At 62.3% G+C, this 24,885-nt stretch carries 23 protein-coding genes and 1 pseudogene; 12 read left to right on the top strand and 12 right to left on the bottom strand.

Going from position 1 to position 24,885, the window contains the following annotated elements:
- Nucleotides 1-8: 8 nt before the first annotated feature.
- A complete protein-coding gene (locus NCS03_RS28160; protein WP_250441572.1) occupies nucleotides 9-1,805 on the bottom strand; it encodes a thiamine pyrophosphate-requiring protein in 1,797 nt (598 codons plus the stop codon).
- 178 nt (nucleotides 1,806-1,983) lie between these two features.
- On the opposite strand from NCS03_RS28160, the gene NCS03_RS28155 reads away from it, so the two are divergent.
- On the top strand, nucleotides 1,984-2,688 hold the full coding sequence (locus tag NCS03_RS28155) for an MgtC/SapB family protein (protein WP_250530267.1): 705 nt from the start codon (nucleotides 1,984-1,986) through the stop codon (nucleotides 2,686-2,688).
- 490 nt (nucleotides 2,689-3,178) lie between these two features.
- Here NCS03_RS28155 and NCS03_RS28150 read toward each other — a convergent pair whose 3' ends face one another.
- A complete protein-coding gene (locus tag NCS03_RS28150; protein ID WP_239295448.1) occupies nucleotides 3,179-3,601 on the bottom strand; it encodes an RcnB family protein in 423 nt (140 codons plus the stop codon).
- 132 nt (nucleotides 3,602-3,733) lie between these two features.
- Complete coding sequence (locus tag NCS03_RS28145; protein ID WP_250530266.1) at nucleotides 3,734-5,728, bottom strand: protein-L-isoaspartate(D-aspartate) O-methyltransferase; 1,995 nt, start codon at nucleotides 5,726-5,728, stop codon at nucleotides 3,734-3,736.
- Between the two features lie 347 nt (nucleotides 5,729-6,075).
- Between NCS03_RS28145 and NCS03_RS28140 the strand changes: the two genes are divergently transcribed.
- A complete protein-coding gene (locus tag NCS03_RS28140; RefSeq protein ID WP_250530265.1) occupies nucleotides 6,076-7,347 on the top strand; it encodes an MFS transporter in 1,272 nt (423 codons plus the stop codon).
- A gap of 217 nt (nucleotides 7,348-7,564) precedes the next feature.
- Here the strand turns inward: NCS03_RS28140 and NCS03_RS28135 are convergent, their stop codons facing one another.
- Nucleotides 7,565-7,786, bottom strand: a complete 222-nt coding sequence (locus NCS03_RS28135) for a hypothetical protein (protein WP_008345935.1) — start codon at nucleotides 7,784-7,786, stop codon at nucleotides 7,565-7,567.
- Between the two features lie 39 nt (nucleotides 7,787-7,825).
- Complete coding sequence (locus NCS03_RS28130; protein ID WP_175981923.1) at nucleotides 7,826-8,005, bottom strand: hypothetical protein; 180 nt, start codon at nucleotides 8,003-8,005, stop codon at nucleotides 7,826-7,828.
- A 139-nt stretch (nucleotides 8,006-8,144) separates the two neighbouring features.
- Here NCS03_RS28130 and NCS03_RS28125 point away from each other — a divergent pair, with 139 nt between their 5' ends.
- Nucleotides 8,145-8,522 (top strand): DUF3022 domain-containing protein, encoded by a 378-nt coding sequence (locus NCS03_RS28125; RefSeq protein WP_250522366.1) that lies wholly within the window; start codon nucleotides 8,145-8,147, stop codon nucleotides 8,520-8,522.
- A 4-nt stretch (nucleotides 8,523-8,526) separates the two neighbouring features.
- Here the strand turns inward: NCS03_RS28125 and NCS03_RS28120 are convergent, their stop codons facing one another.
- From NCS03_RS28120 to metE, 3 genes are all read right to left on the bottom strand, one after another.
- A complete protein-coding gene (locus NCS03_RS28120) occupies nucleotides 8,527-8,862 on the bottom strand; it encodes a hypothetical protein (RefSeq protein WP_051078958.1) in 336 nt (111 codons plus the stop codon).
- Nucleotides 8,863-8,943: 81 nt separating this feature from the next.
- The gene (locus NCS03_RS28115; RefSeq protein ID WP_008345933.1) at nucleotides 8,944-9,528 is read right to left on the bottom strand and encodes a glutathione binding-like protein; all 585 of its coding nucleotides are present in this window, start codon (nucleotides 9,526-9,528) and stop codon (nucleotides 8,944-8,946) included.
- Nucleotides 9,529-9,659: 131 nt separating this feature from the next.
- The gene (gene metE, locus NCS03_RS28110; RefSeq protein WP_250530264.1) at nucleotides 9,660-11,951 is read right to left on the bottom strand and encodes a 5-methyltetrahydropteroyltriglutamate--homocysteine S-methyltransferase; all 2,292 of its coding nucleotides are present in this window, start codon (nucleotides 11,949-11,951) and stop codon (nucleotides 9,660-9,662) included.
- A gap of 114 nt (nucleotides 11,952-12,065) precedes the next feature.
- Between metE and NCS03_RS28105 the strand changes: the two genes are divergently transcribed.
- Nucleotides 12,066-12,974 (top strand): LysR family transcriptional regulator, encoded by a 909-nt coding sequence (locus tag NCS03_RS28105; protein WP_250441566.1) that lies wholly within the window; start codon nucleotides 12,066-12,068, stop codon nucleotides 12,972-12,974.
- 3 nt (nucleotides 12,975-12,977) lie between these two features.
- Here the strand turns inward: NCS03_RS28105 and NCS03_RS28100 are convergent, their stop codons facing one another.
- Nucleotides 12,978-14,633: an ATP-binding protein gene (locus NCS03_RS28100; protein ID WP_250441565.1), complete on the bottom strand. Its 1,656-nt coding sequence runs from the start codon at nucleotides 14,631-14,633 to the stop codon at nucleotides 12,978-12,980.
- Between NCS03_RS28100 and NCS03_RS28095 the strand changes: the two genes are divergently transcribed.
- From NCS03_RS28095 to NCS03_RS28070, 6 genes are all read left to right on the top strand, one after another.
- Nucleotides 14,590-14,934, top strand: coding sequence for a hypothetical protein (locus tag NCS03_RS28095; protein WP_250507828.1), 345 nt, complete (start codon nucleotides 14,590-14,592; stop codon nucleotides 14,932-14,934). The genes NCS03_RS28100 and NCS03_RS28095 overlap by 44 nt on opposite strands.
- Nucleotides 14,931-15,470 carry a DUF4142 domain-containing protein gene (locus tag NCS03_RS28090; RefSeq protein WP_175981911.1) on the top strand — a complete coding sequence of 180 codons (540 nt, stop codon included), beginning with the start codon at nucleotides 14,931-14,933 and terminating at the stop codon, nucleotides 15,468-15,470. Before NCS03_RS28095 ends, NCS03_RS28090 begins: the two co-directional genes overlap by 4 nt.
- Before the next feature lie 31 nt (nucleotides 15,471-15,501).
- Entirely contained in the window at nucleotides 15,502-15,885 is a 384-nt protein-coding gene (locus NCS03_RS28085; protein WP_250530263.1) for a DUF1801 domain-containing protein, read from the top strand.
- 228 nt (nucleotides 15,886-16,113) lie between these two features.
- Entirely contained in the window at nucleotides 16,114-18,309 is a 2,196-nt protein-coding gene (locus NCS03_RS28080; RefSeq protein WP_250479296.1) for a TonB-dependent siderophore receptor, read from the top strand.
- A gap of 169 nt (nucleotides 18,310-18,478) precedes the next feature.
- Nucleotides 18,479-19,495: an ABC transporter substrate-binding protein gene (locus NCS03_RS28075; RefSeq protein WP_250530262.1), complete on the top strand. Its 1,017-nt coding sequence runs from the start codon at nucleotides 18,479-18,481 to the stop codon at nucleotides 19,493-19,495.
- 38 nt (nucleotides 19,496-19,533) lie between these two features.
- The gene (locus NCS03_RS28070; RefSeq protein ID WP_250530261.1) at nucleotides 19,534-20,481 is read left to right on the top strand and encodes a TauD/TfdA dioxygenase family protein; all 948 of its coding nucleotides are present in this window, start codon (nucleotides 19,534-19,536) and stop codon (nucleotides 20,479-20,481) included.
- Between the two features lie 7 nt (nucleotides 20,482-20,488).
- Here NCS03_RS28070 and NCS03_RS28065 read toward each other — a convergent pair whose 3' ends face one another.
- Nucleotides 20,489-20,977 carry a DUF2165 family protein gene (locus NCS03_RS28065; protein ID WP_250503763.1) on the bottom strand — a complete coding sequence of 163 codons (489 nt, stop codon included), beginning with the start codon at nucleotides 20,975-20,977 and terminating at the stop codon, nucleotides 20,489-20,491.
- Between the two features lie 265 nt (nucleotides 20,978-21,242).
- Here NCS03_RS28065 and NCS03_RS28060 point away from each other — a divergent pair, with 265 nt between their 5' ends.
- Nucleotides 21,243-22,826 (top strand): alanine/glycine:cation symporter family protein, encoded by a 1,584-nt coding sequence (locus NCS03_RS28060; protein ID WP_008345922.1) that lies wholly within the window; start codon nucleotides 21,243-21,245, stop codon nucleotides 22,824-22,826.
- Here the strand turns inward: NCS03_RS28060 and NCS03_RS28055 are convergent.
- Together NCS03_RS28055 and NCS03_RS28050 are read right to left on the bottom strand one after the other, a co-directional pair.
- Nucleotides 22,823-23,572 (bottom strand): carbonic anhydrase family protein, encoded by a 750-nt coding sequence (locus tag NCS03_RS28055; protein WP_034470037.1) that lies wholly within the window; start codon nucleotides 23,570-23,572, stop codon nucleotides 22,823-22,825. The two genes, NCS03_RS28060 and NCS03_RS28055, sit on opposite strands and share 4 nt — an antisense overlap.
- Before the next feature lie 112 nt (nucleotides 23,573-23,684).
- Nucleotides 23,685-24,581 (bottom strand): LysR family transcriptional regulator, encoded by an 897-nt coding sequence (locus NCS03_RS28050; protein WP_250530260.1) that lies wholly within the window; start codon nucleotides 24,579-24,581, stop codon nucleotides 23,685-23,687.
- A gap of 7 nt (nucleotides 24,582-24,588) precedes the next feature.
- On the opposite strand from NCS03_RS28050, the pseudogene NCS03_RS28045 reads away from it, so the two are divergent.
- Nucleotides 24,589-24,885: pseudogene (locus NCS03_RS28045) on the top strand (hypothetical protein); the annotation flags it as partial.

Below are 24,885 nucleotides of genomic sequence, written 5' to 3'. Positions count from 1 at the left end.
ATGGACGATCACTTGTCCTTGTGGCCCGGCAGCACTGCGCCCAGCACTTGCTTCGCCGTATCGACGATCACATGGCTCTGGTTCGGATCGCCCTTCATGAGCGTGGTCGCGAAAGCCTTCGCCTGCGCGATCGTGATGTGCGGCGGCAGCGGCGGCACGTTCGGATCGGCCTTCACTTCGATCACGACGGGACGGTCCGCCGCGAGCGCTTCGTCCCACACGGCGGCCATGCGCTCGGCATCGTCGACATAAAAGCCCTTCAGCCCGATCAATTCAGCGAACTTGTGATAAGGCACCGAAGGAATGTCCTGCGATGCCTCGAACTTCGGATCGCCTTCCATCACGCGCTGTTCCCACGTCACCTGATTCAAGTCTTCGTTGTTGAGCACCATGCAGATCCAGCGCGGATCTGACCATTGCTTCCAGTACTTCGCGACCGTGATGAGCTCGGCCATGTTGTTCATCTGCATCGCGCCATCGCCGACGAGCGCGATCACCGGACGCTCCGGATACGCGAATTTCGCCGCGATCGCGTAGGGCACGGCCGCGCCCATCGAGGCGAGGCCGCCCGAGAGCGAGCACTTCATGCCGCGCTTGACCTTGAGATCGCGCGCGTACCAGTTCGCGACCGAACCGGAATCGCTCGTGACGATGGCGTTCGCGGGCACGCGCGGCGACAGCTCCCAGATCGTGCGCTGCGGATTCACGCCGGCTTTCGCAGGCTCTATCGCGCGCTTTTCGAGTTTCTTCCACCAGTCGTCCATCCAGCCTTCGATGTCCTTGCGCCACGCGCCATCCGTCTTCTGTTCCAGAAGCGGCAGCAACGCGCGCAAGGTCTCGGCGCTGTCGCCGACGAGATTCACTTCCATCGGATAGCGGATCGAAAGCATGTCCGCCTTGAGGTCGATCTGCACGCCGCGCGCCTCGCCTTCCTTCGGCAGGAACTCGGCGTAGGGAAAGCCCGAGCCGATCATCAAGAGCGTGTCGCATTCGGTCATCAGCTTGTAGCTCGGCTCGGTGCCGAGCAGGCCGATCGATCCGGTGACGAAGGGCAGATCGTCCGGCAATGCGGCCTTGCCAAGCAGCGCCTTCGCGACGCCCGCGCCGAGTTTGTCCGCGACAGCGATGACTTCGTCCGTGGCTTCCAGCGCGCCCGCGCCGACGAGAATCGCGACCTTCTTGCCGGCGTTGAGCACATCGGCGGCGCGTTGCAGATCGTCGGCATAAGGCACCGTCTTCGGTGCGCGATAGCCCACGCCCGAATGCAGTGTGCCGTGCTTGCGGCCCGGCGGCTCGTATTCCAGATCCTGCAGATCGTTGGGCAGCACGAGCGCCGTCACCTTGCGCTCCGATAGCGCGATACGCACCGCGCGATCGACGAGATGACGAATCTGCGAGGGCACGCTCGCCTGTTGAACGAAGGCGCCGGCGACGTCCTTGAACATCGCGGGCAGATCGACTTCCTGCTGATAGTGTCCGCCCAATGCGGCGCGTGCCTGCTGGCCCGCAATGGCGAGAACGGGCATGTGATCGAGGCGCGCATCGTAGAGACCGGTGACGAGATGCGCCGCGCCCGGACCCGATGTCGCGATGCATACGCCCAACTCGCCGGTGAACTTCGCATGTGCCGATGCCATGAACGCAGCCATCTCTTCATGACGCGCCTGAATGAATTCGATCTTGCCCTTGGCGCGACTGAGCGCGCCGAATACGCCGTTGATGCCGTCGCCGGGATAACCGTAAATGCGGCGCACGCCCCATGCATGCAGGCGATCGACCAGAAAATCGCCGACGGTAATAGCCATGATTGAAGTCTCCGGAAAACACGATCGAAAGAATGCGCCGCATTGCATGCACGCCTTGTTTGGCTTGCGCGCAATGGCCATGCCGCTGTCTTTCAATCGCTGCAAGGTGCGATGAACCCATGCGGGCGTGATGATTGCTAGAGCGCTTTACGCGGACGATTGCTTCAGGACACATACGATGGCGCTCATGCCTCTCACCCTCGAATGGCCGGATGTCTGCATTCGAATATCGCTGGCTGTGCTTGCCGGCATTCTCATCGGATTGAATCGCGGCGAATCGGGCAAGGTCGCCGGATTGAGAACCACGCTGCTCGTATGCCTCGCGGCGTGTCTCGCGATGCTGCAAGTCAACGCATTGCTTGCTCAGACGGGCAAGACGCCCGGTTCGTTCGTGCAGATCGATCTGATGCGCCTGCCGCTCGGGATACTGTCGGGCGTGGGCTTCATCGGCGCGGGTGCCATTCTTCGCAAGGATGGCCTCGTCAAAGGCGTGACGACAGCGGCGACGTTATGGTTCGTGACCGTGGTCGGACTGTGCTTCGGCGGCGGTCAGCTCGGACTCGGCGCGGCGGGACTCGGGCTCGGGATCGTCGTGCTCTGGTTTCTGAAGGAGGTCGAAAGACGCATACCGCGCGAGAACCATGCGGAGCTCCGGATAACTTATGAAAGAGGCGTCTTTTCGCGGGACACGCTGGCTGAATCGATGCAGGCCGCGGGTTGCAGGCTCGCCTCGATTGCGGGCGCGGCGAAGGGACCGGAACGGATGGAAGAGCGCTTCGAAGTGCGCTGGCACGGCACGCCCGATGCGCAGCCGGTGCCGCCGTTCAGCGAGTGCGCGATGGCTGCGGGCGCGATCGAGTCCGAGTGGAGCATCATCCGCTGAACGGTGTACAGCGTATTAACGTGGTGGTTAAAGCGTGCTCGAGGCGACCCAAGAGGGGACCCAACACGCGACCCATAAGGCACCCATAAGGCACCCATAAAGAACAATTGGCTGTGCGTTCGTTTTGACATATAAATGAGAGACGATCTTCTTGGAACTTCGGGAGTACAGATGCTTATACGCTGTGCAGCATGCAACAAGCTCATATATTCAGACGATGCTCTCGAAGACGATACGTGCCCCGCATGCGGATCCACGAACACCGAGCACATCGCAATGGGCTTCGTTTTCGATCAGACGGTCGCTGTGCCGGACCCGCCGGCAAGGACCACGGAAAGCGCCGATTCGCCCGGCACGATTCGCAGGAAGCTGTAGTCGCACGAATCATTCGTAACGTACCGCGTTGGATGTGCGCTTCGACCCCCTCTCGTTTAAGCGCATCTTGCCCGCCTCGACAGGCGGGCTTTTCTTTATGCGCATTCAACGCAGATCAATGCGACAACACGACCTGCGCGATGACGCCCGACGCGACCGCAACCAGCAGATAGTCCGCACCGACGCCGACCCACTGATAACCGCGCGGCGGCTGACGCAGGCCTTGTCCGCGCCAGTCGTCGACGACGTACTGACGGCTTCGGTAATCGTTATCAAGACGCTCGCCCTTGCGCCAGTCGCGACGCGGCTCATCGTTGGCATGCTGCGGCGGGCGGGGCGCGTCGCGGCCATTCATCTCCGGACCATGACCCGGCGCGCCGGGACCGCCCTTGGCAGCCGGACCGCCCGGACCGCCCGGTGCGCGATGCGCGTCGTGATAGCCGTCCGGACCGCCGGGTGCGGGCTGTGCGAAAACGGCGCCCGTCGTCAGTCCGATGCTCGCGCAAACCAGTGCGGCGACGATTCGACTCTTCTTCATGTTCGTTCCTCTCGAAGTGGCAAAGGGATGTTCTGGATGCCCGGACTGTACGCAATGGGCAACGAAAATGACGTGAGCATGTGTAAGCAACGCTTACGTTCCATTACGCGCTCCATTACGCGCAAACGCGCGTCAGACGCCGAACGGAAAGGTTTCTGGCGTCTCGTGCGTGACTTGTGAAGGCTCGATCGCGCTGACCGCGCGCGTCGTATCGAACCACACGAACGCATCGAATTGCGCCGACAGCTCGGCTTGCGCGTAATGGCTGTATAACTCGGTATCGGGCCGATAGACCACGCCGATGAAGCGTTCGAGCCGCTCCTCGCCCAATGCGTCGCGCAGTGCATCGTTCACGCCCGCACGAAGATCGACGAGGCACGGACTCACGCCCGCAAGATGAAACTGATGCTCGTAACTATCGGCGCGCGATGGCCGAACCTGCATGATCTGCATCGGCTCCTCCCAGTCCGATGCCGCCGCGACCGTGCCCGCGTGCGTGCCGAAGCCGATGAGCGCGGCGTCGTCGCCGAAGCGCTCGCGGCATAGCTGACCGACGTTCAACTCGTCGCGCATGCGGCCCATCTCGGTCGCGGATGCATCACCGAGATGCGAGTTGTGCGCCCATACGACCGCGCGCGCGTCCGGTCCCCATGCATCGAGCAGGCTGTCGAGCGTGTCGAACATGTGCGTGTCGCGCAGATTCCAGCTTTCCGCCGATGCCCCGTACATCGCGCGATAGTACTGCTCCGCCGATGCGACGAGCCGCGCGTTATGCGTCGCGTCGAGCAGTCCGTGATCGCTCGCGGACGTGGCGAGCCGTCTGTCCAACAGATCGCGCAATTGCGCGACGACGGCTTCCTCGCATGTGCCGAAGCCCGCCTGCCACGCGGTGCGTCCATAGACAGCGGGGTTTTTCTGCCAGGGCGTGAGGCATCCATAGCGCACGCGGGCAATGCGCGCCGCGCCCGGGTCCTGTGCGTCGAGATACGCGAGCACGGCGGCGATGGATTCGGAAAGGCTATACAGGTCGAGTCCATAGAACGCGGCGCGGCGCTCGTCGGGCAACGCGGCGTTGTGCTGCCGCAGCCACGCGACGAACGCGGCGAACTCGGTATTGCGCCACATCCACGTAGGGAAACGCGTGAACGGTCGTGCTTCGGGTCGCGCGCGCGGACGGCCGCGAACGTGCTCGTCGATGATCGCGGCATCGGGCCAGTCCGCTTCCACCGCGACGAAACTGAAGCCGTGCCGTTCGATGAGACGCCGCGTGATGGCGGCGCGCGCTACATAGAACTCGGCGGTGCCGTGGCTCGCTTCGCCGAGCAACACGACGCGCTTGTCCGCGAAACGATCGAACGCATGTGCGAAGTCGGGCGCACCGAGCGCGGGCAGACGCACCGCCGATGCGCGGATCAGATCGGGCAACGTGCGCGCAACGGGCTCCTCGAGCGTGGGTTTGTCCGTGCGAATGTCGGGTTCGTCGCTCCAGCCTTGGGCGCCGATCAACGGCACGAACATCACGCCGCCGAGGTCTTCGTCGCGCCACACATCGTCGTCCGTGCGCGTGTATTTCATCAGACGCTGGGATTCGCGCGCGTCGCCGACGGGCATCACGAGCCGTCCGCCAATCTTGAGTTGCGCGCGCCATGCGTCGGGCACGGATGGACCGCCCGCCGCCGCGATGATCGCGTCGAAGGGCGCGTGCTGCGGCATGCCGAGCGTGCCGTCCGCATGATGCACGCTGACGTTCGTGAGCCCGAGCGCCTTGAGCAAGGCGGCGGCATCGTCGGCAAGTTCGCGATGCCGTTCGATGGTATCGACGCGCGCCGCGATACACGCCGCGATCGCCGCCGCATAACCCGAGCCGGTGCCGATGTCGAGGACATGATCGCCAGGTTGCAGGTCGGCGGCTTCGAGCATCAGCGCGACGATGTACGGTTGCGAGATCGTCTGACCCGCGGCGATCGGCAACGGGCTGTCCTCGTAGGCGAATTCGGCAAGGGCTGGGGGAACGAAGGCATCGCGGGCGATGGCGCTCATGCATTCGAGCACGCGCGCGTTCCTGATGCCGCGCCCCTTCAACTGACGTTCGACCATGCGTTCCCGCGCTTCTTCAAAGGTGTTCATGAACATTTCCCGAAAAAGGTCAGAACGTTGAAGAGGCAGCAAGCGACAGTCCCAGTTCGCCACTGCTCGCGAGCACGCGGAATGCGATTTGCTGTGCGTTCGGCACGGCATAAAGGAGACGCATACCTCGGATGACACTCACATCGAACGATGCACGCGAGCATCGCGCCTTGCGCCCCGCGCGCGATGACGGCAGCGATCGTCGATCGACGCCAGCGCCGAAGCAAGCGTTAACGGACCTCATGCTGCGCGCTAAGACCCATTCGGCATCGAGCGCGGAATACTACGGACTTCGAAGCGAAGGTGTCGTCGAACCTAGCGTGCAGATCGTGCTCTGAATCCAAAACATGCCAATACACAATGTGAAGCCAACCCGTCCGCTCATCGCCGTGAGCTTCTTCGCGGCGGACGTCCAGGCGGGCGTCGGCCCGTTTCTCGGTATCTATCTGCAAGCGCACGGCTGGACGCCGGACCGCATCGGCACGGTGCTGACCATCGGCGGCATCGTCGGCATGCTCGTGACGACGCCCGCCGGCGCGCTCGTCGATGCCACGCCGCACCGGCGCGCCATCGTCGCGGTCGCGCGCGCGCTGTCCATCGTCGCGGCGATCATCATCTGGATGTGGCAGGGCTTCTGGCCCGTCACGCTGTCGCAAGTGGCCACGGCGATCGCGGGCGCGACGATGGGCCCCGCGCTCGCGGGCCTCACGCTCGGCATCGTCGGACGGCAGAATTTCGATCGCCAGTTCGGACGCAATCAGGTGGCGAATCACGCGGGCAATATTGCGGCGGCGGCGCTTTCGGGCTGGCTCGGCGCGTGGCTCGGCATGCCGTACATCTTCGCGTTGAGCGCGGCGTTCGGTGCGGGCTGCATCTTCGCGGCGCTGTGGATTCCGCCGCGCTCGGTGCATCGGCATTTCGCGCGCGGCATTGCAAAGGACGACAACGACGATCCCTCCGACACGCGCGCCGATGCCATACAGGTTCTGCTGCGCAACCGCTCGCTGCTCGTGCTGGCGGCCGCGCTCGCGGCGTTCAACCTCGGCAATTCCGCGATGCTGCCGCTCTACAGTCTCGCGGTCGCGTCGGCGCATACTGCCGATCCCAGCCATGTGACGGCCGCCAATATCGTGATCTCGCAGATCGTGATGCTCGTCGCGGCGGCCTATGCGAGCCGCCTGATTCGCCGATGGGGCTTCTGGTGGATCATCCTCGTCACGCTCGCGACGCTGCCGCTGCGCGCGATGACGGCCGCGTGGATCGCGCCTTCATGGGGCATCGTGCCGGTGCAGGTGCTCGATGGCATCGGCGCGGGCTTGCAGACCGTCGCGGTGCCCGCGCTCGTCGTGCATCTGCTGCACGGAAGCGGACGAGTGAATCTGGGGCAGGGCGCGGTGCTTGGCGTCCAGGCGGCGGGCGCGTGCCTGAGCCCGATGCTCGGCGGCTGGATCGCGCATCACTATGGCTATCCGGCGGCGTTCATCACGCTTGGAAGTTTGTCTGTCGTCGCGTTCGCGATCTGGATCGGCTTTGGGCAGCGCGTGCGCGATGCATGCGATACGCGGCGCGAAGAACTCGGCAAGCTCGCCGATCTGGATTCATCGACGTTGTTGCCATGACAAGGGCCGCGGCATGGGGAATGCGGAAGTTCATCTGACCGACAAACCGGAGATGAGGATGAACTCACCGCGCTTTTCCGCAGACGCCGACCAACGCATGCAAATCCCGCCGCCCGACGTCGATCCCGATCCTTCCGTACCGGATGACGATCCCGTGCCGCCCGATGGCGCGCCGCATCCCATCGGCGATCCGCCGAATCAAAGACCGCCGGAGCGCTTAGGCCCCGGCCTCGTCGCCGGGGGGTAGTGCGTCGGCCTTGGCGTTCGCGTGCGTCGTGGCCGCTTCCCTCGCGGCGTCCGCGCTTTCCAACGGCCGATCGCGCATTTCGGTGAAGCCGTCCGCATCGATCGTGTAGGACCAGGTGCATTGACCCGTTGGATCGTGATCGATCGTGATCTCGACGCGATGTCCGTTGCGAACGTAAGTCTCGGTAGACATGATGTGATCCCTCGTTGAATGACCTGCGCGATGCATCGGCTACGTTGCGTTGGAATTGGGCGGAACGGGATTCTTTTCCTGCGTCGACGGCAATTCGTTTTCCGATGCGTCGTGCGTGCGCTTTTCGCGTTCGTCGAGTTGATGCTGCTTCGTGTCTTCGCCTACGGGTTCGTCCATATCGTCGGCGGTGGCATGCGGCACGGGCTTGTCTGGCGTCATGATGGGCCTCCCGGAATCGTGATGCGGCACGCGGCGCGCGCCTTCGTATCGGGCGCAGCAAGCAACGGACCCGTTCGCGTTGCAGACAGGAGCGCGGCTTGCTGGGCGATTATCGAACAGGCATTCGGGAGAGCGAGGAATGAAATACACCGATCAGGATCAGCGCGTGGAGGAATTGCAGGTGGCGTTGTCGCGTGCGTTCGATGCGCGGAAGACGCCGTTCGTAGGCGTGGTGGACGAAGGCGACGACATCGTCATCAACGTATCGTGGGCCATCGAGACGGGCCGCGACACGACGCTCGATGCGCGTTGCAGCGTCGTGTTGCGCATCGCGGCGCGTCAGTTCGAGCGATATGGCGCGATGGATACCGCGCAGCGCCTCATCGTGCAGGATCGCGTGATCGCGCACGTGCGGAGTGCGTTCGACCAGTCGCGCTCGGGTCAGGCGAACGCGAACGAATGCTCGTTCGAACTTCGCGCCGCCGACGACTGGTTCGACACACCCGACACGCCCTGACGCATTACCAGCCTTGCGCGCCGCCGCCGGTCGTCGACGGGCTCGTCTGGCCGTTCGTGCCGCCGCTGCCGTTCAGACGCGGCTGCATGCCGCCCGATCCTTGGCGTGTGCCCGCACCGGCGCCGCTCGTTCCATTCGATGAGCCGCCCACGCCGGACGGCCCCGTCGACGGCCCGCTGCTGTGGCCGGAGTTCGGCGTGATGCCTGCCGCATCCTGCGCGTTCTTCGCGCTCGACGGTCCGTGGCTTGCGCCCGGCTGCGTCTGATCGGCTGCGGCGAATGCGCCGCCCGAGAGCGCCATCAGTAAAGCCGAAATCGCGATGGTTCTGTTCGCTTGCATGACCTGCCTCCATCAGTCGATGTTGGTACGAAGCATGGCGCAAGGCGCGTTCCGGGCTTTGCGGCCAGCAACGCGTTTCCCTCATTCAAGCCCTTCGTGCTCGAACGCAAGTTTCACTGCGGGGCGCTCGCGCATGCGCTTGTAGAACGCCTGGAGCTCGGCGGGCATATCGACGCCCATTTTCTGCGCCCACGTCAGCATCGTGAAGAGATAGGCATCCGCGACGCTTACATCGTTGCCGAAGAGATAATCGCCGCGCATCGTCTTCGCGACATACGCAAAGCGCTGGCCGATTTTCTCGCGCGCCGCCGACGCTTCCGCATCGGATGTCGGCCGGAACACGCGTCCGAACTGCTTGTGGATCTCGGTCGAAATGAACGCAAGCATTTCCAGCAGACGCAGATGGCCGTCGTCGCCGGAAGGCGCGAGCGATGGCGCTTTTTGCGCGACCCACGAAAGAATCGCGACGTTTTCGGTGAGACGCTTGCCATCGTCGAACTCGACGACGGGCACATAACTCTTCGGGTTGATTTCGCCGAAGGGCGTGCCGTCTTCCGTCACCTTGGTCTTGAGATCGACCTTCACGCGGTCGAAGGTCAGGCCGGCTTCGTGCATCGCGATGTGATCGGCGAGACTGCATGCGCCGGGCGCGTAATAGAGCTTCATGATGCGCGTCTCCTTTGGACGAGGATATGTGTATTCGGCGAGCAAGGGCCATGCCGCAATGCCGCCATGCGGACGTCGCGCTATATCGTGCGAAGCTCGCGGGCCGCGACATGCTGACCGTATGAAGCGATTTACGCCGATGCACGCAGCGTATGCGCGGCCGCGACCATGTTGCGCAGCGCGGGAATCACTTCGCCCCATTGACGCGTCTTGAGTCCGCAGTCGGGATTCACCCACAGACGCTCGCGCGGAATCCGCTCCGCTGCCTTCGTCATCAACGCGACGATTTGCGCTTCGCTCGGGATATTCGGCGAGTGGATGTCGTACACGCCCGGCCCGATCTGATTCGGGTACTTGAAATGGTCGAAGGCTTCGAGCAGTTCCATGTCGGAGCGCGACGTTTCGATGGTGATGACATCGGCATCCATATCGGCGATCGATGCGATGATGTCGTTGAACTCCGAATAGCACATGTGCGTGTGTATCTGCGTTTCGTCGCGCACGCCGTTCGCGGCGATGCGAAACGCTTCCACCGCCCAGCGCAGATAGCCATCCCATTGCGCGCGGCGCAGCGGCAGGCCTTCGCGCAACGCGGCCTCATCGATCTGGATCACGCGAACGCCGGCCTCCTCCAGATCGAGCACTTCAGCGCGGATCGCGAGCGCGAGTTGCCGGCACGATTCGGAACGCGGTTGATCGTCGCGCACGAACGACCAGTTCAGGATCGTGACGGGACCGGTCAGCATGCCTTTCATCGGCTTCCGGGTTTGCGCTTGCGCATAGCGGGTCCATTCGACGGTCATCGGCTTCGGACGGCTGATATCGCCGAACAGAATCGGCGGCTTCACGCAGCGCGATCCATACGACTGCACCCAGCCGAACTCGCTGAACGCATAGCCGTCGAGCCGCTCGCCGAAGTACTCGACCATGTCGTTGCGCTCGGCTTCGCCGTGCACGAGCACGTCGAGCCCGAGCGCCTCCTGTTCCTTCACGGCGCGCGTGATTTCGCGTTCCATCGCGGCGCGATAGGTGGCTGTATCGAGCTGTCCGCTCCTGAACTGACGACGCGCATGACGGATTTCGTTCGTTTGCGGAAACGAGCCGATGGTCGTCGTCGGATAGGCGGGCAGCGCGAGCATCGCGGCCTGCTTCTGCGCGCGCGTTTCGTATGCGCTCGCGCGCTGGCCGAGCGTCGCGTCGATCTTTGTGAGCGCTTCTTTCACCGCCGAGTTATGCACGCGCGATGATGCGCGGCGGCTCGCGATCGCGGCCGCGTTGCACGCGAGCGCATCGGCGACGCTGGCGCGACCGTCGTTCAAGGCGCGTGCGAGCACATCGAGTTCATCGAGCTTTTGTAGCGCGAATGCGAGCCACGATCTGATTTCGGCATCGAGCTTCATTTCGCTCGCAAGATCGACGGGCGTATGCAACAGCGAGCACGATGGCGCGATCCACAGCCTGTCGCCGAGCGATGCATGCAGCGGTTCGAGCCAGTCGAGCGTGGCGTTCAGATCGGTTTTCCAGATGTTGCGGCCATTGATCGCGCCGACCGATAGCACCGACGAATCCGGCAACAGCTTTGCAGCGGCGCCGACGTCATCGCGCGCGTTGATCGCATCGATATGCAGGCCGTCGATCGGCAGCTTGCACGCGAGATCGAGATTCTCCTGCAACTGGCCGAAGTAGGTCGCAAGCAGAAGGCGCACGCGTCGTTGTGAGAGCGCATCGTAAGCGGTGACGAAAGCGTCGCGCCATTGCGTATCGAGTTCGGTGACGAGCGCGGGTTCATCGATCTGCACCCATTCGATACCGAGCGCCGCGAAGTGATCGAGCAGCGCTGCATAGACGGGCAGCAGGCGCGGGAGAAGCGCGAGCTTGTCGGAGTCGTCCTTCGCCTTGCCGAGCCAGAGATACGTCACCGGCCCGATGATGACGGGCTTCGCGTTCACGCCGAGCGCGCGCGCTTCGCCGAGCTGCTCGACGAGACGCGACGTATCGAGCGTGAACTGCGTCGCCGCATCGAACTCGGGGACGATGTAGTGATAGTTGGTGTCGAACCATTTCGTCATCTCACCCGAAGCCACGCCCTCGCAGCACGCTGCATGTTCCTCAGCGCTTTCGGAAGAGCGTCCGCGAGCGACGCGGAAGGCGTTGTCGAGCGCATCGCCGTGAAAGCCGCGCACGCGTTCGGGCAGATTGCCGAGCGTGAAGCTCATGTCGAGCACCTGATCGTAGAACGCGAAATCGCCGGCCGGCACGAGATCGAGACGCGACTGATGCTTCCAGTGGCGCTCGCGCAAGTGAGCGCCGACCGCCTTCAACTCGTCGCGCGATGACTCTTTTTTCCAGTACTTTTCGAGCGCGAACTTCAGCTCGCGGTTTGCGCCGATGCGCGGGAAACCGAGGTTGTGTGTCGTGGCCATCGTTGCGTGTTCTCGTCGGAAAGAGAGTGAATGGCGACGATGATAGAATTTCCGATGCATGAATAAAAATGGTTTAATTTCATGCATCGATTAAATTGGTTCATGGAGACGCCTATGCTCGAACGCGCGCATCTGATGGTCGTGCGAGAAGTCGAGCGCCAAGGCTCGCTGACCGCCGCCGCCGCCGTGCTCAACCTCACGCAATCCGCGCTGAGCCATACGGTGAAGAAGCTGGAGCAGCAGTTGGGCACGGCGGTGTGGACGCGCGAAGGGCGCAGCATGCGGCTCACGCAGGCGGGCCAGTATCTGCTTGGCCTCGCCAATCGCATGCTGCCGCAGTTCGAACTCGCCGAAGCGCGCATGAGGCAATATGCCGAAGGCGAGCGCGGCACCTTGCGCATCGGCATGGAGTGTCATCCGTGCTATCAGTGGCTGCTCAAGGTCGTGTCGCCGTATCTCGCGCGCTGGCCCGATGTCGATGTCGACGTGAAGCAGCGCTTTCAGTTCGGCGGCATCGGCGCGCTGTTCGGTTACGACATCGACGTGCTCGTGACACCCGATCCGCTGAAGAAACCGGGCTTGCGCTTCACGCCCGTCTTCGATTACGAGCAGGTGCTCGTCGTTCCCGAAGCGCACACGCTCGCCGATGCCGCTCATGTCACGCCGGAGCAGGTCGCGCAGGAAGTGCTGATCACGTATCCGGTCGAAACCGATCGCCTCGATATCTACACCCAGTTCCTCACGCCCGCGAATGTCGTGCCGAGAAGGCACAAGACGATCGAGACGACCGACATCATGATGCAGATGGTCGCGAGTGCGCGTGGCGTCGCGGCGCTGCCACGCTGGCTCGCGGAAGAATACGCGGACCGCATGCCGCTCGCCGTGCTCAAGCTAGGGAGGAAGGGCATTGCGAAGAAGATTTATCTCGGCACGCGCGAAGCCGATGTCAGCGTCGAATATCTCGCGGCGTTCATCGCGCTTGCGAAGAAGGCCGACTGGGCGAAGGCGCGCGTGTCGCGTTGACGTTCAGCGCCGCGCATCGAGCGCATGGCGGATCGTGCGTGCGAGGTCATCGAACGTGAAGGGCTTTTTCAGCAGCACGACGCCTTTGTCGAGCCGCCCTTCGTGAAAGATGATGTCGCGCGTATAGCCCGATGCGAACACCACGGTCGCGTTATACGGCGGCGCGCTCGCGATCTTCGCGAGCTCGTTCGCGCGCAGCGTGCCGGGCATCACGACATCGCTGAAAAGAAGATCGACGTGGCCATGCTTCTGCAGGACGGCAAGCGCCGATTCCGCGCTCGGCGCCGACAGCACCTTGTAGCCGAGCTGCGCAACCATGTCGATGGTCGCGAGGCGCACGTCGGCATCGTCCTCGACGACGAGCACCACTTCGCCGCCGCTCGATGCACGCGGGCGCGCGCCGTGCGCATTCGTCGATTCGACTTGCGTGCAGCGTGGGAAGTACAACGCGACGGATGTGCCTTCGCCCACCTGCGTTTCGACATCCACGCAGCCCGCGCTTTGCGACACGAAGCCGAACACCATGCTCAGGCCGAGGCCGGTGCCTTGGCCTTCGGCTTTCGTCGAATAGAAAGGCTCGAACATGCGTGCTTTTACGCTGTCGGGCATGCCATCGCCGTCGTCGGTAACAACGAGCTTCACGTAATCGCCCGCGGGCAACGCGAGACCGGTCGTCATCTGATCGCCGAGAGTCGCGTTCGAGACTTCGAGCTGAATGTTGCCGCCTTCATGAATCGCGTCCCGCGAATTGATGACGAGATTGAGCAGCGCGTTTTCCAGTTGATGGCGATCGACGAAGAGGTTCCAGGCATCGCACGATACCGTGGTCTTCAGCTTGATCGATTCGGGCAGCGCGCGTTGCAGGAACTCGCACATGTCCGCGACGAGCTTCGCCGGATCGACGACGGCGGGATTGAGCGGCTGACGTCGCGCGAAGGCGAGCATCTGCGAGGCGAGCTTGCCGCCGCGCGCGACGGCTTCGCTCATCACGCGCAGCCTGCGTGTGAGATCGGGTTTGTCGCGCGTCGCGAGTTCGATCAACTGCAGGTTCGCGGAGATGATCTGCAAGACGTTGTTGAAGTCGTGCGCGACGCCGCCCGTCAGATTGCCGATGGCTTCCAGCTTCTGCACCTGACGAAACCGCTCCTCGGCCTCGACGCGCGCCGTGACCGCTTCCGCGACGCGTTCTTCCAGCGTCTGCATGAGCTTGAGCAGCTTGTCTTCGGCAAGCACCTTGCGAGTCGTTTCGACGACGACGGCAATCACGCCTGCCGGATGACCGTCGTCTTCTGCGACAGGACTGTAGTGCAGATCCATCCACACGTCTTCGGGCCGGCCATTGCGATGCAGCGTGAGACGCTTGTCGGCGTAGGACAGCGTTGCGCCGGACAAACAGGTGTCCACGACATTGCGATTGAACGCGGCGATCTCGGGCCAGCCGTCTTCGACAGGCTTGCCGAGCAGAAACGGATGACGTCCACCGGCGAAGCCCGCATAGGCGTCGTTGTAGATCATCGTGCCGCGCCGGCCCCAGAGCATGACGAGCGGCACAGGCGAAGCAAGCAGAAGTTGCACGGCTGCCCGCAGACTCTTCGACCATCGACCGATCGGGCCCATGGCCGTGTCCGACCAGTCGAAACTGGCGATGCGCGAAGCCATCTCGCCGCGCCAGCCTTCACAGTCGAAGGATTGCTCGGGCCAAACCGTTTCGGCGTTCATAGAGTTGAAGCGAAAGTTGATGTGCCGCCGTCTTCGTAAAAAGCGGCAGGAGCTTGGTTTGGATCAAAGGCTACATCTTAGTCCACGCATTGGCCTGCACTCCATACTGGACGCTGCTTTGCGAGGAGTGGGCGACCTGAAGGCTCGCATATCGAACACGAAAGGCCACCGTTTCGGACAGGTGAAGCACATGTTTCAAGGTAAAGTCATCGCCGTCGACATGATCGGGAGGCGCGCATGAACGGCAAGCGCATCGTCGCGGCGTTGCTCGTGTTGCTCTTTTGGACGGCTCGTGTGTACGCGCAAGAGCCTTCGCTTACGGATGAACAGATGCTCGGCGTCGTCTTCGTCGCCAATCAGGCCGAGATCGCGGCGGCCAATCTCGCGTTGCGCAAGACGCGCTCCAACAGCCTGCAGGTCTACGCGAAACGGATCGTGTCGGAACACGCGCAGGTCAATCAGGAGATCATGACGCTGACGCAGCGCTTCGGCACGGAGCCGCAACGCAGCGCGACGAGCGACGCATTGACGAAGCAAAGCAACAGCGAGATCGCCGAGCTCGATGAAACCAGCACCTACGATTTCGACGAAGCGTATCTCGAACACGAGGTCGTCTCGTTGCAGAAGCTGGTGCGTACCGTCGAAGGCTATATCCGCACGGCGCGCAGCGCGGACGCGCGAACCTTGCTGATCCGCTCGCGTCCTTCATTCATCTTTCATCTCGATCAGGCGCAAAGGCTGCAAATCACCATAGGCAGTCCGGGCCTCGTCCGCTGATGTCGCTCACGAGCAAAAACAGGAGAAATGCATGAATGCATCGGAATGTATCGACGAACTGATCGCGGGCATCGCGGATTGGCGCGGCGAGACCTTCGCCAATGTGCGCAAGATCATCCTCGCGGCGGACGAAGGGATCGTCGAGGAGTGGAAGTACATGGGCAGCCCGGTCTGGTATCGCGACGGCATGATCGCGGTGGGCAACGCGCACAAGGACAAAGTGAAGCTCACCTTCGCGCACGGGGCGAGCCTGCCGGACCCCGACAAGCTCTTCAACGCGAGCCTCGAAGGCAATGCGCGGCGTGCCATCGATTTTTTCGAAGGCGACAAGATCGATGCACACGCGCTTAAGAATCTCGTGCGCGCGGCGATCTCGTTGAATCAGACGAAAGCGAAGAAGAAAGCGGCTGGTTAAGCTGCGCGCGTCCATGCGCCGATGAAGGCGGCGATGTCGACCGCATCCGCATTAACGAATCCAGTCCAGGCCATGCGTGCCTGGCGCGGCTCGGGCAGATCGAGAGTGTCGTTTTTGGACTAAAGATTTCCAATCGATTCTTTACAAAGACAAAACATCTTGTCACAATGCGGACGCAAATAATAACGATTCGCATTCACACGCAATGGACCTCCAAAAGAAATGAGCATGAAGACAGGAACGACGAGCCCGGTCGCGATGCGGCCTTTGAAACTGGCCGCCTTGCTGCTGTTCGCGGCAGCGCCGCTCGCCCACGCACAGTCCGCGGATGCGCCGTCGGGTGCATCGGCGGCTGCGGCGTCGAACGCGCCGGCCGAAAGCACGCTGCCCGCGGTGAAGGTCACGGCGCAGAACGTCGATGAACCGTATGGTCCGACGAAAGGCTACGTCGCGAAAGAATCGACGGCGCTCAAGACGGGCACGTCGCTCCTCGAGACGCCGCAGTCCGTCTCGGTCGTCACGCGCGAGCAGATGGATCAGCAGAACGCGCAGACGCTCAATGCGGCCGTGCGCTATGTGTCGGGTGTGACGCCCGAAACGCGCGGCGGCATCGCGACGCGTTACGACATGCTCAAAGTGCGCGGCTTCGACGCCGACAAGTACTGGAACGGTCTCAAGCTGCTCGACAACGGCTGGTACGCGGTGCCGCAGATCGATCCGTATTTGATGGAGCGCGTCGAAGTGCTGAAGGGCCCGGTCTCGGTGCTGTACGGTCAGGCGGCGGCGGGCGGCCTGCTGGATCAGGAAAGCAAGATGCCGACGGTCGTGCCGCTGCATGAAGTGGGCATCGAGTTCGGCAACTACGCGCACAAGTCGGCCAAGTTCGATTTCTCCGGGCCGATCGCGGGCGACGATCGCTATCTGTACCGCATCACCGGCATCGCGCGTTCGGAAGACGGGCAAGTGCAATCGACGTACAACAAGCGCATCGCGATCGCGCCGTCGTTCACGTGGCGTCCGGACAACAAGACTTCGCTCACGCTGTACGGCCTCTATCAGCACGATCCGGACAGCACGTCCTACGGCAGCGTGCCGCCGCAAGGCACGGTGCTCTACAACCCGAACGGCAAGCTGCCGAGCGACTTCTACGACGGCGATCACAACTTCGAGAGCTTCAATCGCGTGCAGGAAGCGATCGGCTACAAGTTCGACCGCAAGCTCAACAACGCGTGGTCGTTCCGCTCGAACGGACGTCTGCTGCATCTCGCGCAGGACTACAAGAGCGTCTATGCGAGCGCGCTCGAAGACGACTTGCGCACGCTCGATCGCGGCACGGCTGCATCGAAGGACAACCTGAACACGATTCAGCTCGACAATCAGCTCGAAGGCAATGTCTCGACCGGTCCGATCGACCATACGCTGCTGTTCGGCTTCGATTACCAGCACTATGCGAGCAACTTCGATGCGGGCTTCGGCACCGCGCCGTCGCTCGACATGTTCGCGCCGAACTACAACCAGGCGATCACGCCGCCGGACCGCTATCACCAGATCCTGAGCGGCACGCAATACGGCGTGTATGCGCAGGATCAGGCGCGCTGGGGCAACGTGATTCTCACGCTCGGCGGACGCGAGGACTGGGCGAGCAGCGATTCGAACAACACGACGTACGGCGTCGTGTCGCATCAGTTCGATCGCGCGTTCACGGGGCGCGCGGGCCTCACGTATGTGTTCGATAACGGCATCGCGCCGTATGTCAGCTACACCGAATCGTTCACGCCGCAAGCGGGCACGGACATCAACGGTCAGCAGTTCTCGCCGGAGAAGGGACGTCAGTATGAAGTCGGCGTGAAGTTCCAGCCGAAGGGCTACAACGCGTTCTTCTCGGCCGCGCTGTTCGACCTGACGCGCAAGAATCTGCTGACGGTCAATGCGGACAACCCGAACTTCCAGTCGGCGGTCGGCGAAGCGCGCTCGCTCGGCGTCGAACTCGAAGCGAAGGCGAGCCTCACGGATTCGTTGAACGTCACGGCGAGCTACACGTATCTCAGCACGAAGTACACGAAGGACAACAGCGGTCTCGAAGGCAAGTTCCTGCCCGCGATTCCGCAGAATCAGGCTTCGTTGTGGGCGTATTACACGGTCAATCGCGGACCGCTCGCCGGTCTCTCGATGGGCGCGGGCGGACGCTACACCGGCACGACGTATAGCAGCGACAACAGCTTCAAGGTGTCGAGCTTCTTCCTCGTCGATGCCACGCTGAACTACGATCTCGGCCGCGCCATGCCGCAGTTCAAGGGCGTCGAGCTGTATGTGAACGCGCAGAACCTGTTCAACAAGGAATACGTCGCGTCGTGCTACTACGGCAGCTGGTGTGCGTTCGGTTACGGACGTCAGGTGTTCGCCGGCATGAACTATCACTGGTAAGCATGTTGCACCGCACTGCGTCTTTCGAACGGCGCAGTGCATCGAATCGTCGTGAGCGCCGCCCTGGCGCTTATCGCGAACGAAGCTATCCGTATCGGGATTTCTTCGTTCGCGTGTGAGGAAGCGGCTAGTACATTGATCGCTCGCCGCTCATCCACGATATCCCCGCATGATCCCGACGACTTCATTGCATCGCCTCTTCGCCATGCTCGCGTTGATGGCGGCATGTGCTTTACCGATGCATCGCGCGCACGCCGAAGGCAAGGTGAAGATCGTCGATCAATATGGCATCGGCTCGTTGCTGCTCAAGGTCGCGAAGGACCAGAAGCTCATCGAGAAGGCCGGCGCGCGCGCGGGCCTCGATATCGACGTGCAGTGGAACACGCTTTCCGGCGGCGCGGCCGTGAACGAAGCGCTGCTCTCGGGCGCGGCGGATATCGCGACTATCGGCATCGGGCCGTTGATGACGATCTGGGATCGCACGCGCGGGCATCAGGATTTTCGGGCCATTGCGGCGCAAAGCGCGGTGCCGGTGTATCTCGTGACGAACGATCCGCGCATTCGCAGCATCAGGGATATCGGCGAGAAGGATCGCATCGCGGTAGTGTCCGTCGCAGTGTCGCAGCAGGGACGTCTGCTGCAAATGGCGTCGGCCAGGGCGTTCGGCGATGCCGAGTATGCGCGGCTCGACCGTTTCGAAGTCAACATGCCGCACGCCGATGCGACGACCGCGATGTTATCGGGCAACTCGGTCGTCAATCTGCATTTCTCCAACGCGCCCTATCAGTATCAGGAACTCGAAGATCCGAAGATCCACAAGGTCACGAGTTCCACCGAAATCCTCGGCGGACCGTCGACGGGCAGTGTTGTCGTGACTTCCGACAAATGGCGCAAGGACAATCCGAAGACCTACGCCGCCGTGCGCGCGGCGCTCGACGATGCGGCGAAGCTCGTCGAGAAGGACAAGGCTCAAGCGGCGGCCATCTATATTCGTCAGGACGGGTCGAAGCTCTCGCCTGCGTTCGTCGAGCGCATTCTCAGCGACAAGGAAGCGAGTTTCGCGACGACGCCGCAAAACACGCTGCAACTGGGCACATTCCTGCATAAGGTCGGCATGATTCGTCACGAGCCGAAATCATGGCGCGACTATTTCTTCGCTGACGATTCGAGCGCGCAAGGCAGTTGACACGTCTTTCATTTATCCATCATCCAAAGGAATCCGAAATGAATGCAGTGGCCATCGGGAATGAAACGGAAGTGACTGTCAGCCCGCTGTCGGCGCATATCGGCGCGGAGATCGGCGGCGTCGACCTCACGCGTCCCTTGTCTTCCGCACAGGTCGAAGCAATTCGCGCCGCGTTGCTCAAATGGCGCGTGGTCTTCTTCCGCGAGCAGTTCCTGAGCCACGAACAACACATCGCGTTCTCGGCGCACTTCGGCAAGCTCACGGTGGGGCATCCGGTGTTCGGCCACGTCGACGGGCATCCGGAGATTTACTCGATTTCGAAGTTTCGCAAGGCCACGCGCTTCGAAGGGCAATCGGTGCTGCGTCCGTGGACGGGCTGGCATACGGATGTGACTGCCGCGGTGAATCCGCCGTTCGCATCGATCCTGCGCGGCGTCACGATTCCGCCCTATGGCGGCGATACGCAATGGACCAATCTCGTGATCGCATACGAGAAGCTGTCGGCGCCGCTGCGCGCGTTCGTCGATGGTCTGCGCGGCGTGCATCGTTTCGCGCCGCCGCAAGGCGCAAGCGGCACCGATGCGTTCACGAAGGCCGTGACGGATCACACGCTCGTCGCCGAGCATCCATTGGTGCGCGTGCATCCCGAGACCGGCGAACGCGCGCTGTATGTCAGTCCGGGTTTTCTCAAGCACATCGCGGGGCTCGCGCCGCGCGAAAGTCAGGTGTTGCTCGAACTGCTATGGGAGCATGTGACGCGGCCGGAATTCACGGTGAGATTCAAGTGGGAGCCGGGCAGCATCGCGTTCTGGGACAACCGCACGACCGCGCATCTCGCGCCGACGGATATCTTCGATCTCGACTTCGATCGCCAGTTGTATCGCACGACGCTCGTCGGCGATGTGCCCGTGGGGCCGGACGGGCAGAAGTCGGTGGCGATCGAAGGCACGCCCGTTGGCGCGGCGGCTGCGGTCGCGTTGAACTGATCGGCGTTCAACCTGATTCGCTACGCGTCACGAAGATCAATATCAGAAGAAACGTGATGAAGAAGCGAAACGCGCTTTCGGTGCCGTTCCATTGCTGCGATTGCCACATGCCGAACCATTCGCCGCCGATCGACATGAAGCAGACTTGCCAGGTGAGATAGCCGAGCGTGAGGCCCGCGATCGCCCAGCGTTTGGCTCGCGCGAAGGCCGCGCTCTCCTGGCGCAGTGCGCGGGCCATCGCGATGACGCCTGTCCAGCAAAGAAGCGCGGTGAGCGTTTCGAGAAAAATGATCGCGTCATAGCCGAGATGCTGAAGCACCGGCGACGTGATCGCGCGATACATGTTCGCGTTGCCGGGAAACGTCGTGTCCATTCGCATGACGTGCTCGACGAACTGCAGGTTGCTGCCGTAGTCCGTCAGATTGCCAAAGCTGACGAGCGACGCGAGCAGGGCCATCGAAGCCACGACGAGAAGTTTCGCGAGGCGTTCGGCAATCTTCATCTTCATTCTCCAGCAGCGTTGGGAACGTGATTGTGCAAGAGAAGAATGAGATGAGCTTGATTTCTCGCTGCAACTAACTGTCTCGTTGCGCCAGCGCCTTTCTGCACGAAACGATCGTCGGATGAATGTACGACGCCGACCCGTATAATCGCGGCCTCGCACACGTTTGCGCGTCCATTGCGGCACGCGCGACGACTCGTTTATCAACATCCCGAACCCCTGTCTCAGACAGGCCGAAGCAAGAAAGGAACGCCCAAGCGTGGAAAGTCTCTTCCAATCCGTGAATGCATTGTTTGCCTGCATTGCGCCCGTCTCGGATTTCTTGTGGGATTTCCCCACGAATTTCAAGGCTTATTCACAAATCCCCGTGCTCGGGCAGTTTTCGTTCGCGATCCTTTTGCTTGTCGGCGTGGGCATTCACTTCACGATCCGCACGCGCTTCATCCAGACGATGAACGTCGGCAAGATCGTTCGCATGATGCTGCGCAGGCAGTCGTCGAAAACCGGCGTCAGCGCGCTTGCGTCGTTCATGCTCGGGCTCGCGATGCGTGCCGGGCCCGGCAATATCGTCGGCATTACGGGCGCGATTTCCGTCGGCGGACCGGGCGCGTTGTTCTGGATGTGGGTGGCCGCGTTCTTCGGCATGGCGACCGCGTTCATGGAATCGACGCTCGCGCAGCTCTTCAAGGAGAAAAAGCACGACGAGTTCGTCGGCGGCTTGCCGTTCTATGGGCGGCGCATTCTCGGCGACAAGCGCTTCGTCGGCACGTTGCTGTCGCTCGTATTCATCGTCTATGCGCTTTTCAATGTGCCGCCGCAAACGTTCAACGTGTTCACCGCGATCGGCACCATCGCCGATACGGTGACCGGCACGCATCTCGGGCGTCAGTCGACGGTGTATTACGTCATCGCGGCGGTGCTCATCGCAGCGTGCTCGTTCATCATCATGGGCGGCATTCGCCGCGTGACCGCTTATACCGATGTGCTCGTGCCGATCAAGGCGACGCTCTTCTGTCTGATGTCGCTCGTCATCATCGTCATCAATCTGCCGCTGATTCCCTACTTCTTTCATGAGGTGATCGTCGGTGCATTCGCGCCGCATGCGCTCTTCGGCGGCGCGATCGGCACGGCACTCGCTCAAGGCGTCAAGCGCGGGCTGATGTCGAACGAAGCGGGGCAGGGCACCATCACGATGGCCGCGGCGATCGCCGACAACGATCACCCTTGCGAACAGGGCTTCGTGCAGAGCCTCGGCGTGTTCTTCGACACGATGGTCATCTGCACGATGACCGGCTTCATCGTCGTGATGGCGCACGTATGGACCGGCACGGTGGACGGTCAGGCGTGGGAGTCGGTCAGGGCATCGAAGATCACGGTCTATCTCGCATCGGTCGAAACGCTCGTGCCGGTTTCGGTCGCGCATGTCGTCAAGATCGTGATGTGCGTGTGCTACGGCCTCTTTGCGTTCACGACGTTGCTCGGCATGATTTCGTTCGCCGAAATCTCGGCCAACTTCATTTCACGAAGCAGAGGTTTCATCATCGGCATTCGCGTCGTCGGCTCGCTCGTGTTCGTGCCGTTCGGCGCGCTCACCGTGCTTGCGGGACTCGAATTGCCTAACCTGTGGGCGCTTTCCGATCTGATGAACATCGTGATGGTGCTGCTCAACGTGCCGATTCTGCTGATCGGGCAACGTCTCGTGTACAAGGCGCTCGCGCACTACCGCTCGACGCGCGGCGGACCGTTCGTGTCGGAGGACATCGGCGTGCGAACCGAGTATTGGTCCGCGAAGCGCGGTGTCGTCAGGCAAACGGAAGAACTTCGCGAGCGCGTCGACAGTTAAGAGCCGAAGAAGTCCACCGCGCCGGTGCCGAGGTTGTACATCGCGCCGGCTATCTTGATGGCGTGCTGATTCTCCATGTCGCTCAGCACGGCGCTTTCCTGGCGAATCTGCGCGATGGTCGACTCGACGTTCTTGCGCGCCACCATGTCGACGAACGTGTAATTGGTCGCCGTGCGCTCGCCGTCGTACTTCGTGGCTTCCACGGCGGGTTTGATGCGCGCGAGCAACGCCGTGAGATGACCTAGTTCGGCATTGGCGATCGCGCCTTTGATCGCGCCGCAAGACGTATGTCCCATCACCAGCACGACTTTCGCGCCCATCAGCTTGCACGCGAATTCCATGCTGCCGAGAATGTCGTCGTTTTCGATGTTCCCCGCGACGCGGCAGTTGAAGATATCGCCGATGCCCAGATCCATGATTACCTCGGCGGGCGCTCGCGAATCGATGCAACTGAGCAGCACGGCCGCGGGATATTGTCCCTTTGCGCTCGTCTTTTGTTCGGCAAGGTAGTTGCGCGCCTTGCGTTCGCCTCTGCGGAAACGCTCGTTGCCGCGCTTCATCGCATCGAGAATCTGCTCGGGCGACATCGCGTCGCGCTGCGCGTGCGTCAACGCGTCGGCGTGAGCGGATGTCATGAGGAGCGGCGGAACCGCGAGCCCGGCGATAGTTGCAGACGCAACTGATTTGAGAAAGCTCCGGCGGCACGCGGGCGTGCATTGCAGCGGATGCTTCAGATCTTCGCGCATGACCTTGCTCCTCGACCTGACGGGAATCGGCCTTCTTCAACGCTCTTCTTGCGACATGAAGTGTTGGACGAAAAATCGTCGAATGCAATGCGCGCTTGTTCTGATGACAATGTCAGGTCGATGACGTAACGATCTGCCGCGCGATATCGAGAAAGTTGGCGGTCTTGGCGGCTGTCGCATCGATGCGCGATGCAAGCGCCAGACGAATCGTGATCGCGCTGCCGAGCGCATCGGTGTAGGCGACGCCATCGACCTGAATCTGGCACACCGACGCCGGCACCAGCGACACGCCGAATTCCGCCGCGACCAGATTGACGACCGATGATAGCTGCGGCGCCTGCTGGCCGGCGACCGGCTCGAATCCCGCTTCACGGCACGCACCGATGATGACGTCGTGCAATGTCGGACTTGCCTCGCGCGGAAGCATCACGAAAGGATCCTCCGCCAGCGTCGCCAACGGCACCTTGCGCTTTTTCGCGAGCTTGTGCGTGGCGGGCAGCACGATTTTCATCGGCTCGATCGCGATGTGATTGATCTGCACGCCCGCGGGCGACTGGCTGCCGAGACGGACGAACGCGACATCGACGCGGCCGGCGTCGAGATGCGCGAGCAGTTGCGCGGTATTGCCTTCGGTCAGCGTCAGCATGACGTTCGGATAAGCCTGCCGATACGACCGTATGAGCTTCGACACGACCGGATTGAACGCCGCCGATCCCGTGAAGCCGATATTGAGCTGCCCGATCTCGCCGCGCCCCGCGCTCTGCGCTTTCTCGACGGCGAGACGCGCGTCGTCGACGAGACGCTTCGCGTCGGCGGCGAACGCCTCGCCGGCTTCCGTCAGCACGACGCCGTGCCCCGTGCGGCGAAAGAGCCGCACGCCGAGTTCGTCTTCGAGCGCGTGAATCTGCCGACTGAGCGGCGGCTGTCCGATGCCGAGCCGCTCGGCAGCGCGCGTCACATTGCGTTCCTCGGCGACGGCCAGAAAGTAGCGGAGATGTCGCAATTCCATGCGATATATGAAAAAGCTATTTCAGAAAGACGAGATAGATATTGGACAGTATATCAATCGCGCGACAAAATACCGCTATCGCGCAGTGCGCGGGCTAGAACTATCCCCGAATACGTTGCCGGTTGCTCGTCAAAGCGAATCGGCAGGGCGGGTCGCGCCCGTGTCGATCGTCGACGGCGCGCGAATCGTCAATCAGTTTGGGAAGGGGTCTAATGTGGCTGAAGCATTAAAAAAACCAAGGCCGGAATACCGGAACATCGGGATCGGTCAGATCGCGAAGTATCGCTTGCCGCTGGCGGGCAAG

This window comes from Caballeronia sp. ATUFL_F1_KS4A, from assembly GCF_023630905.1.
Lineage (GTDB): Bacteria > Pseudomonadota > Gammaproteobacteria > Burkholderiales > Burkholderiaceae > Caballeronia > Caballeronia zhejiangensis.
The sequence above is the reverse complement of the archived record's forward strand: the minus strand, read 5'-3'. Positions and strand labels throughout refer to the sequence as shown.

Coding starts and splice junctions, on each gene's coding strand:
- NCS03_RS28150 (WP_239295448.1), bottom strand. CDS start 3,601: ATGAAGAAGAGTCGAATCGTCGCCGCACTGGTTTGCGCGAGCATCGGA.
- NCS03_RS28095 (WP_250507828.1), top strand. CDS start 14,590: ATGGCCGTGTCCGACCAGTCGAAACTGGCGATGCGCGAAGCCATCTCG.
- NCS03_RS28120 (WP_051078958.1), bottom strand. CDS start 8,862: ATGCAAGCGAACAGAACCATCGCGATTTCGGCTTTACTGATGGCGCTC.
- NCS03_RS28125 (WP_250522366.1), top strand. CDS start 8,145: ATGAAATACACCGATCAGGATCAGCGCGTGGAGGAATTGCAGGTGGCG.
- NCS03_RS28100 (WP_250441565.1), bottom strand. CDS start 14,633: ATGGCTTCGCGCATCGCCAGTTTCGACTGGTCGGACACGGCCATGGGC.
- NCS03_RS28130 (WP_175981923.1), bottom strand. CDS start 8,005: ATGACGCCAGACAAGCCCGTGCCGCATGCCACCGCCGACGATATGGAC.
- NCS03_RS28055 (WP_034470037.1), bottom strand. CDS start 23,572: ATGCGCGAAGATCTGAAGCATCCGCTGCAATGCACGCCCGCGTGCCGC.
- NCS03_RS28050 (WP_250530260.1), bottom strand. CDS start 24,581: ATGGAATTGCGACATCTCCGCTACTTTCTGGCCGTCGCCGAGGAACGC.
- NCS03_RS28075 (WP_250530262.1), top strand. CDS start 18,479: ATGATCCCGACGACTTCATTGCATCGCCTCTTCGCCATGCTCGCGTTG.
- NCS03_RS28070 (WP_250530261.1), top strand. CDS start 19,534: ATGAATGCAGTGGCCATCGGGAATGAAACGGAAGTGACTGTCAGCCCG.
- NCS03_RS28145 (WP_250530266.1), bottom strand. CDS start 5,728: ATGAACACCTTTGAAGAAGCGCGGGAACGCATGGTCGAACGTCAGTTG.
- NCS03_RS28135 (WP_008345935.1), bottom strand. CDS start 7,786: ATGTCTACCGAGACTTACGTTCGCAACGGACATCGCGTCGAGATCACG.
- NCS03_RS28080 (WP_250479296.1), top strand. CDS start 16,114: ATGAAGACAGGAACGACGAGCCCGGTCGCGATGCGGCCTTTGAAACTG.
- NCS03_RS28140 (WP_250530265.1), top strand. CDS start 6,076: ATGCCAATACACAATGTGAAGCCAACCCGTCCGCTCATCGCCGTGAGC.
- NCS03_RS28085 (WP_250530263.1), top strand. CDS start 15,502: ATGAATGCATCGGAATGTATCGACGAACTGATCGCGGGCATCGCGGAT.
- NCS03_RS28160 (WP_250441572.1), bottom strand. CDS start 1,805: ATGGCTATTACCGTCGGCGATTTTCTGGTCGATCGCCTGCATGCATGG.
- NCS03_RS28115 (WP_008345933.1), bottom strand. CDS start 9,528: ATGAAGCTCTATTACGCGCCCGGCGCATGCAGTCTCGCCGATCACATC.
- metE (WP_250530264.1), bottom strand. CDS start 11,951: ATGGCCACGACACACAACCTCGGTTTCCCGCGCATCGGCGCAAACCGC.
- NCS03_RS28090 (WP_175981911.1), top strand. CDS start 14,931: ATGAACGGCAAGCGCATCGTCGCGGCGTTGCTCGTGTTGCTCTTTTGG.
- NCS03_RS28105 (WP_250441566.1), top strand. CDS start 12,066: ATGCTCGAACGCGCGCATCTGATGGTCGTGCGAGAAGTCGAGCGCCAA.
- NCS03_RS28155 (WP_250530267.1), top strand. CDS start 1,984: ATGGCGCTCATGCCTCTCACCCTCGAATGGCCGGATGTCTGCATTCGA.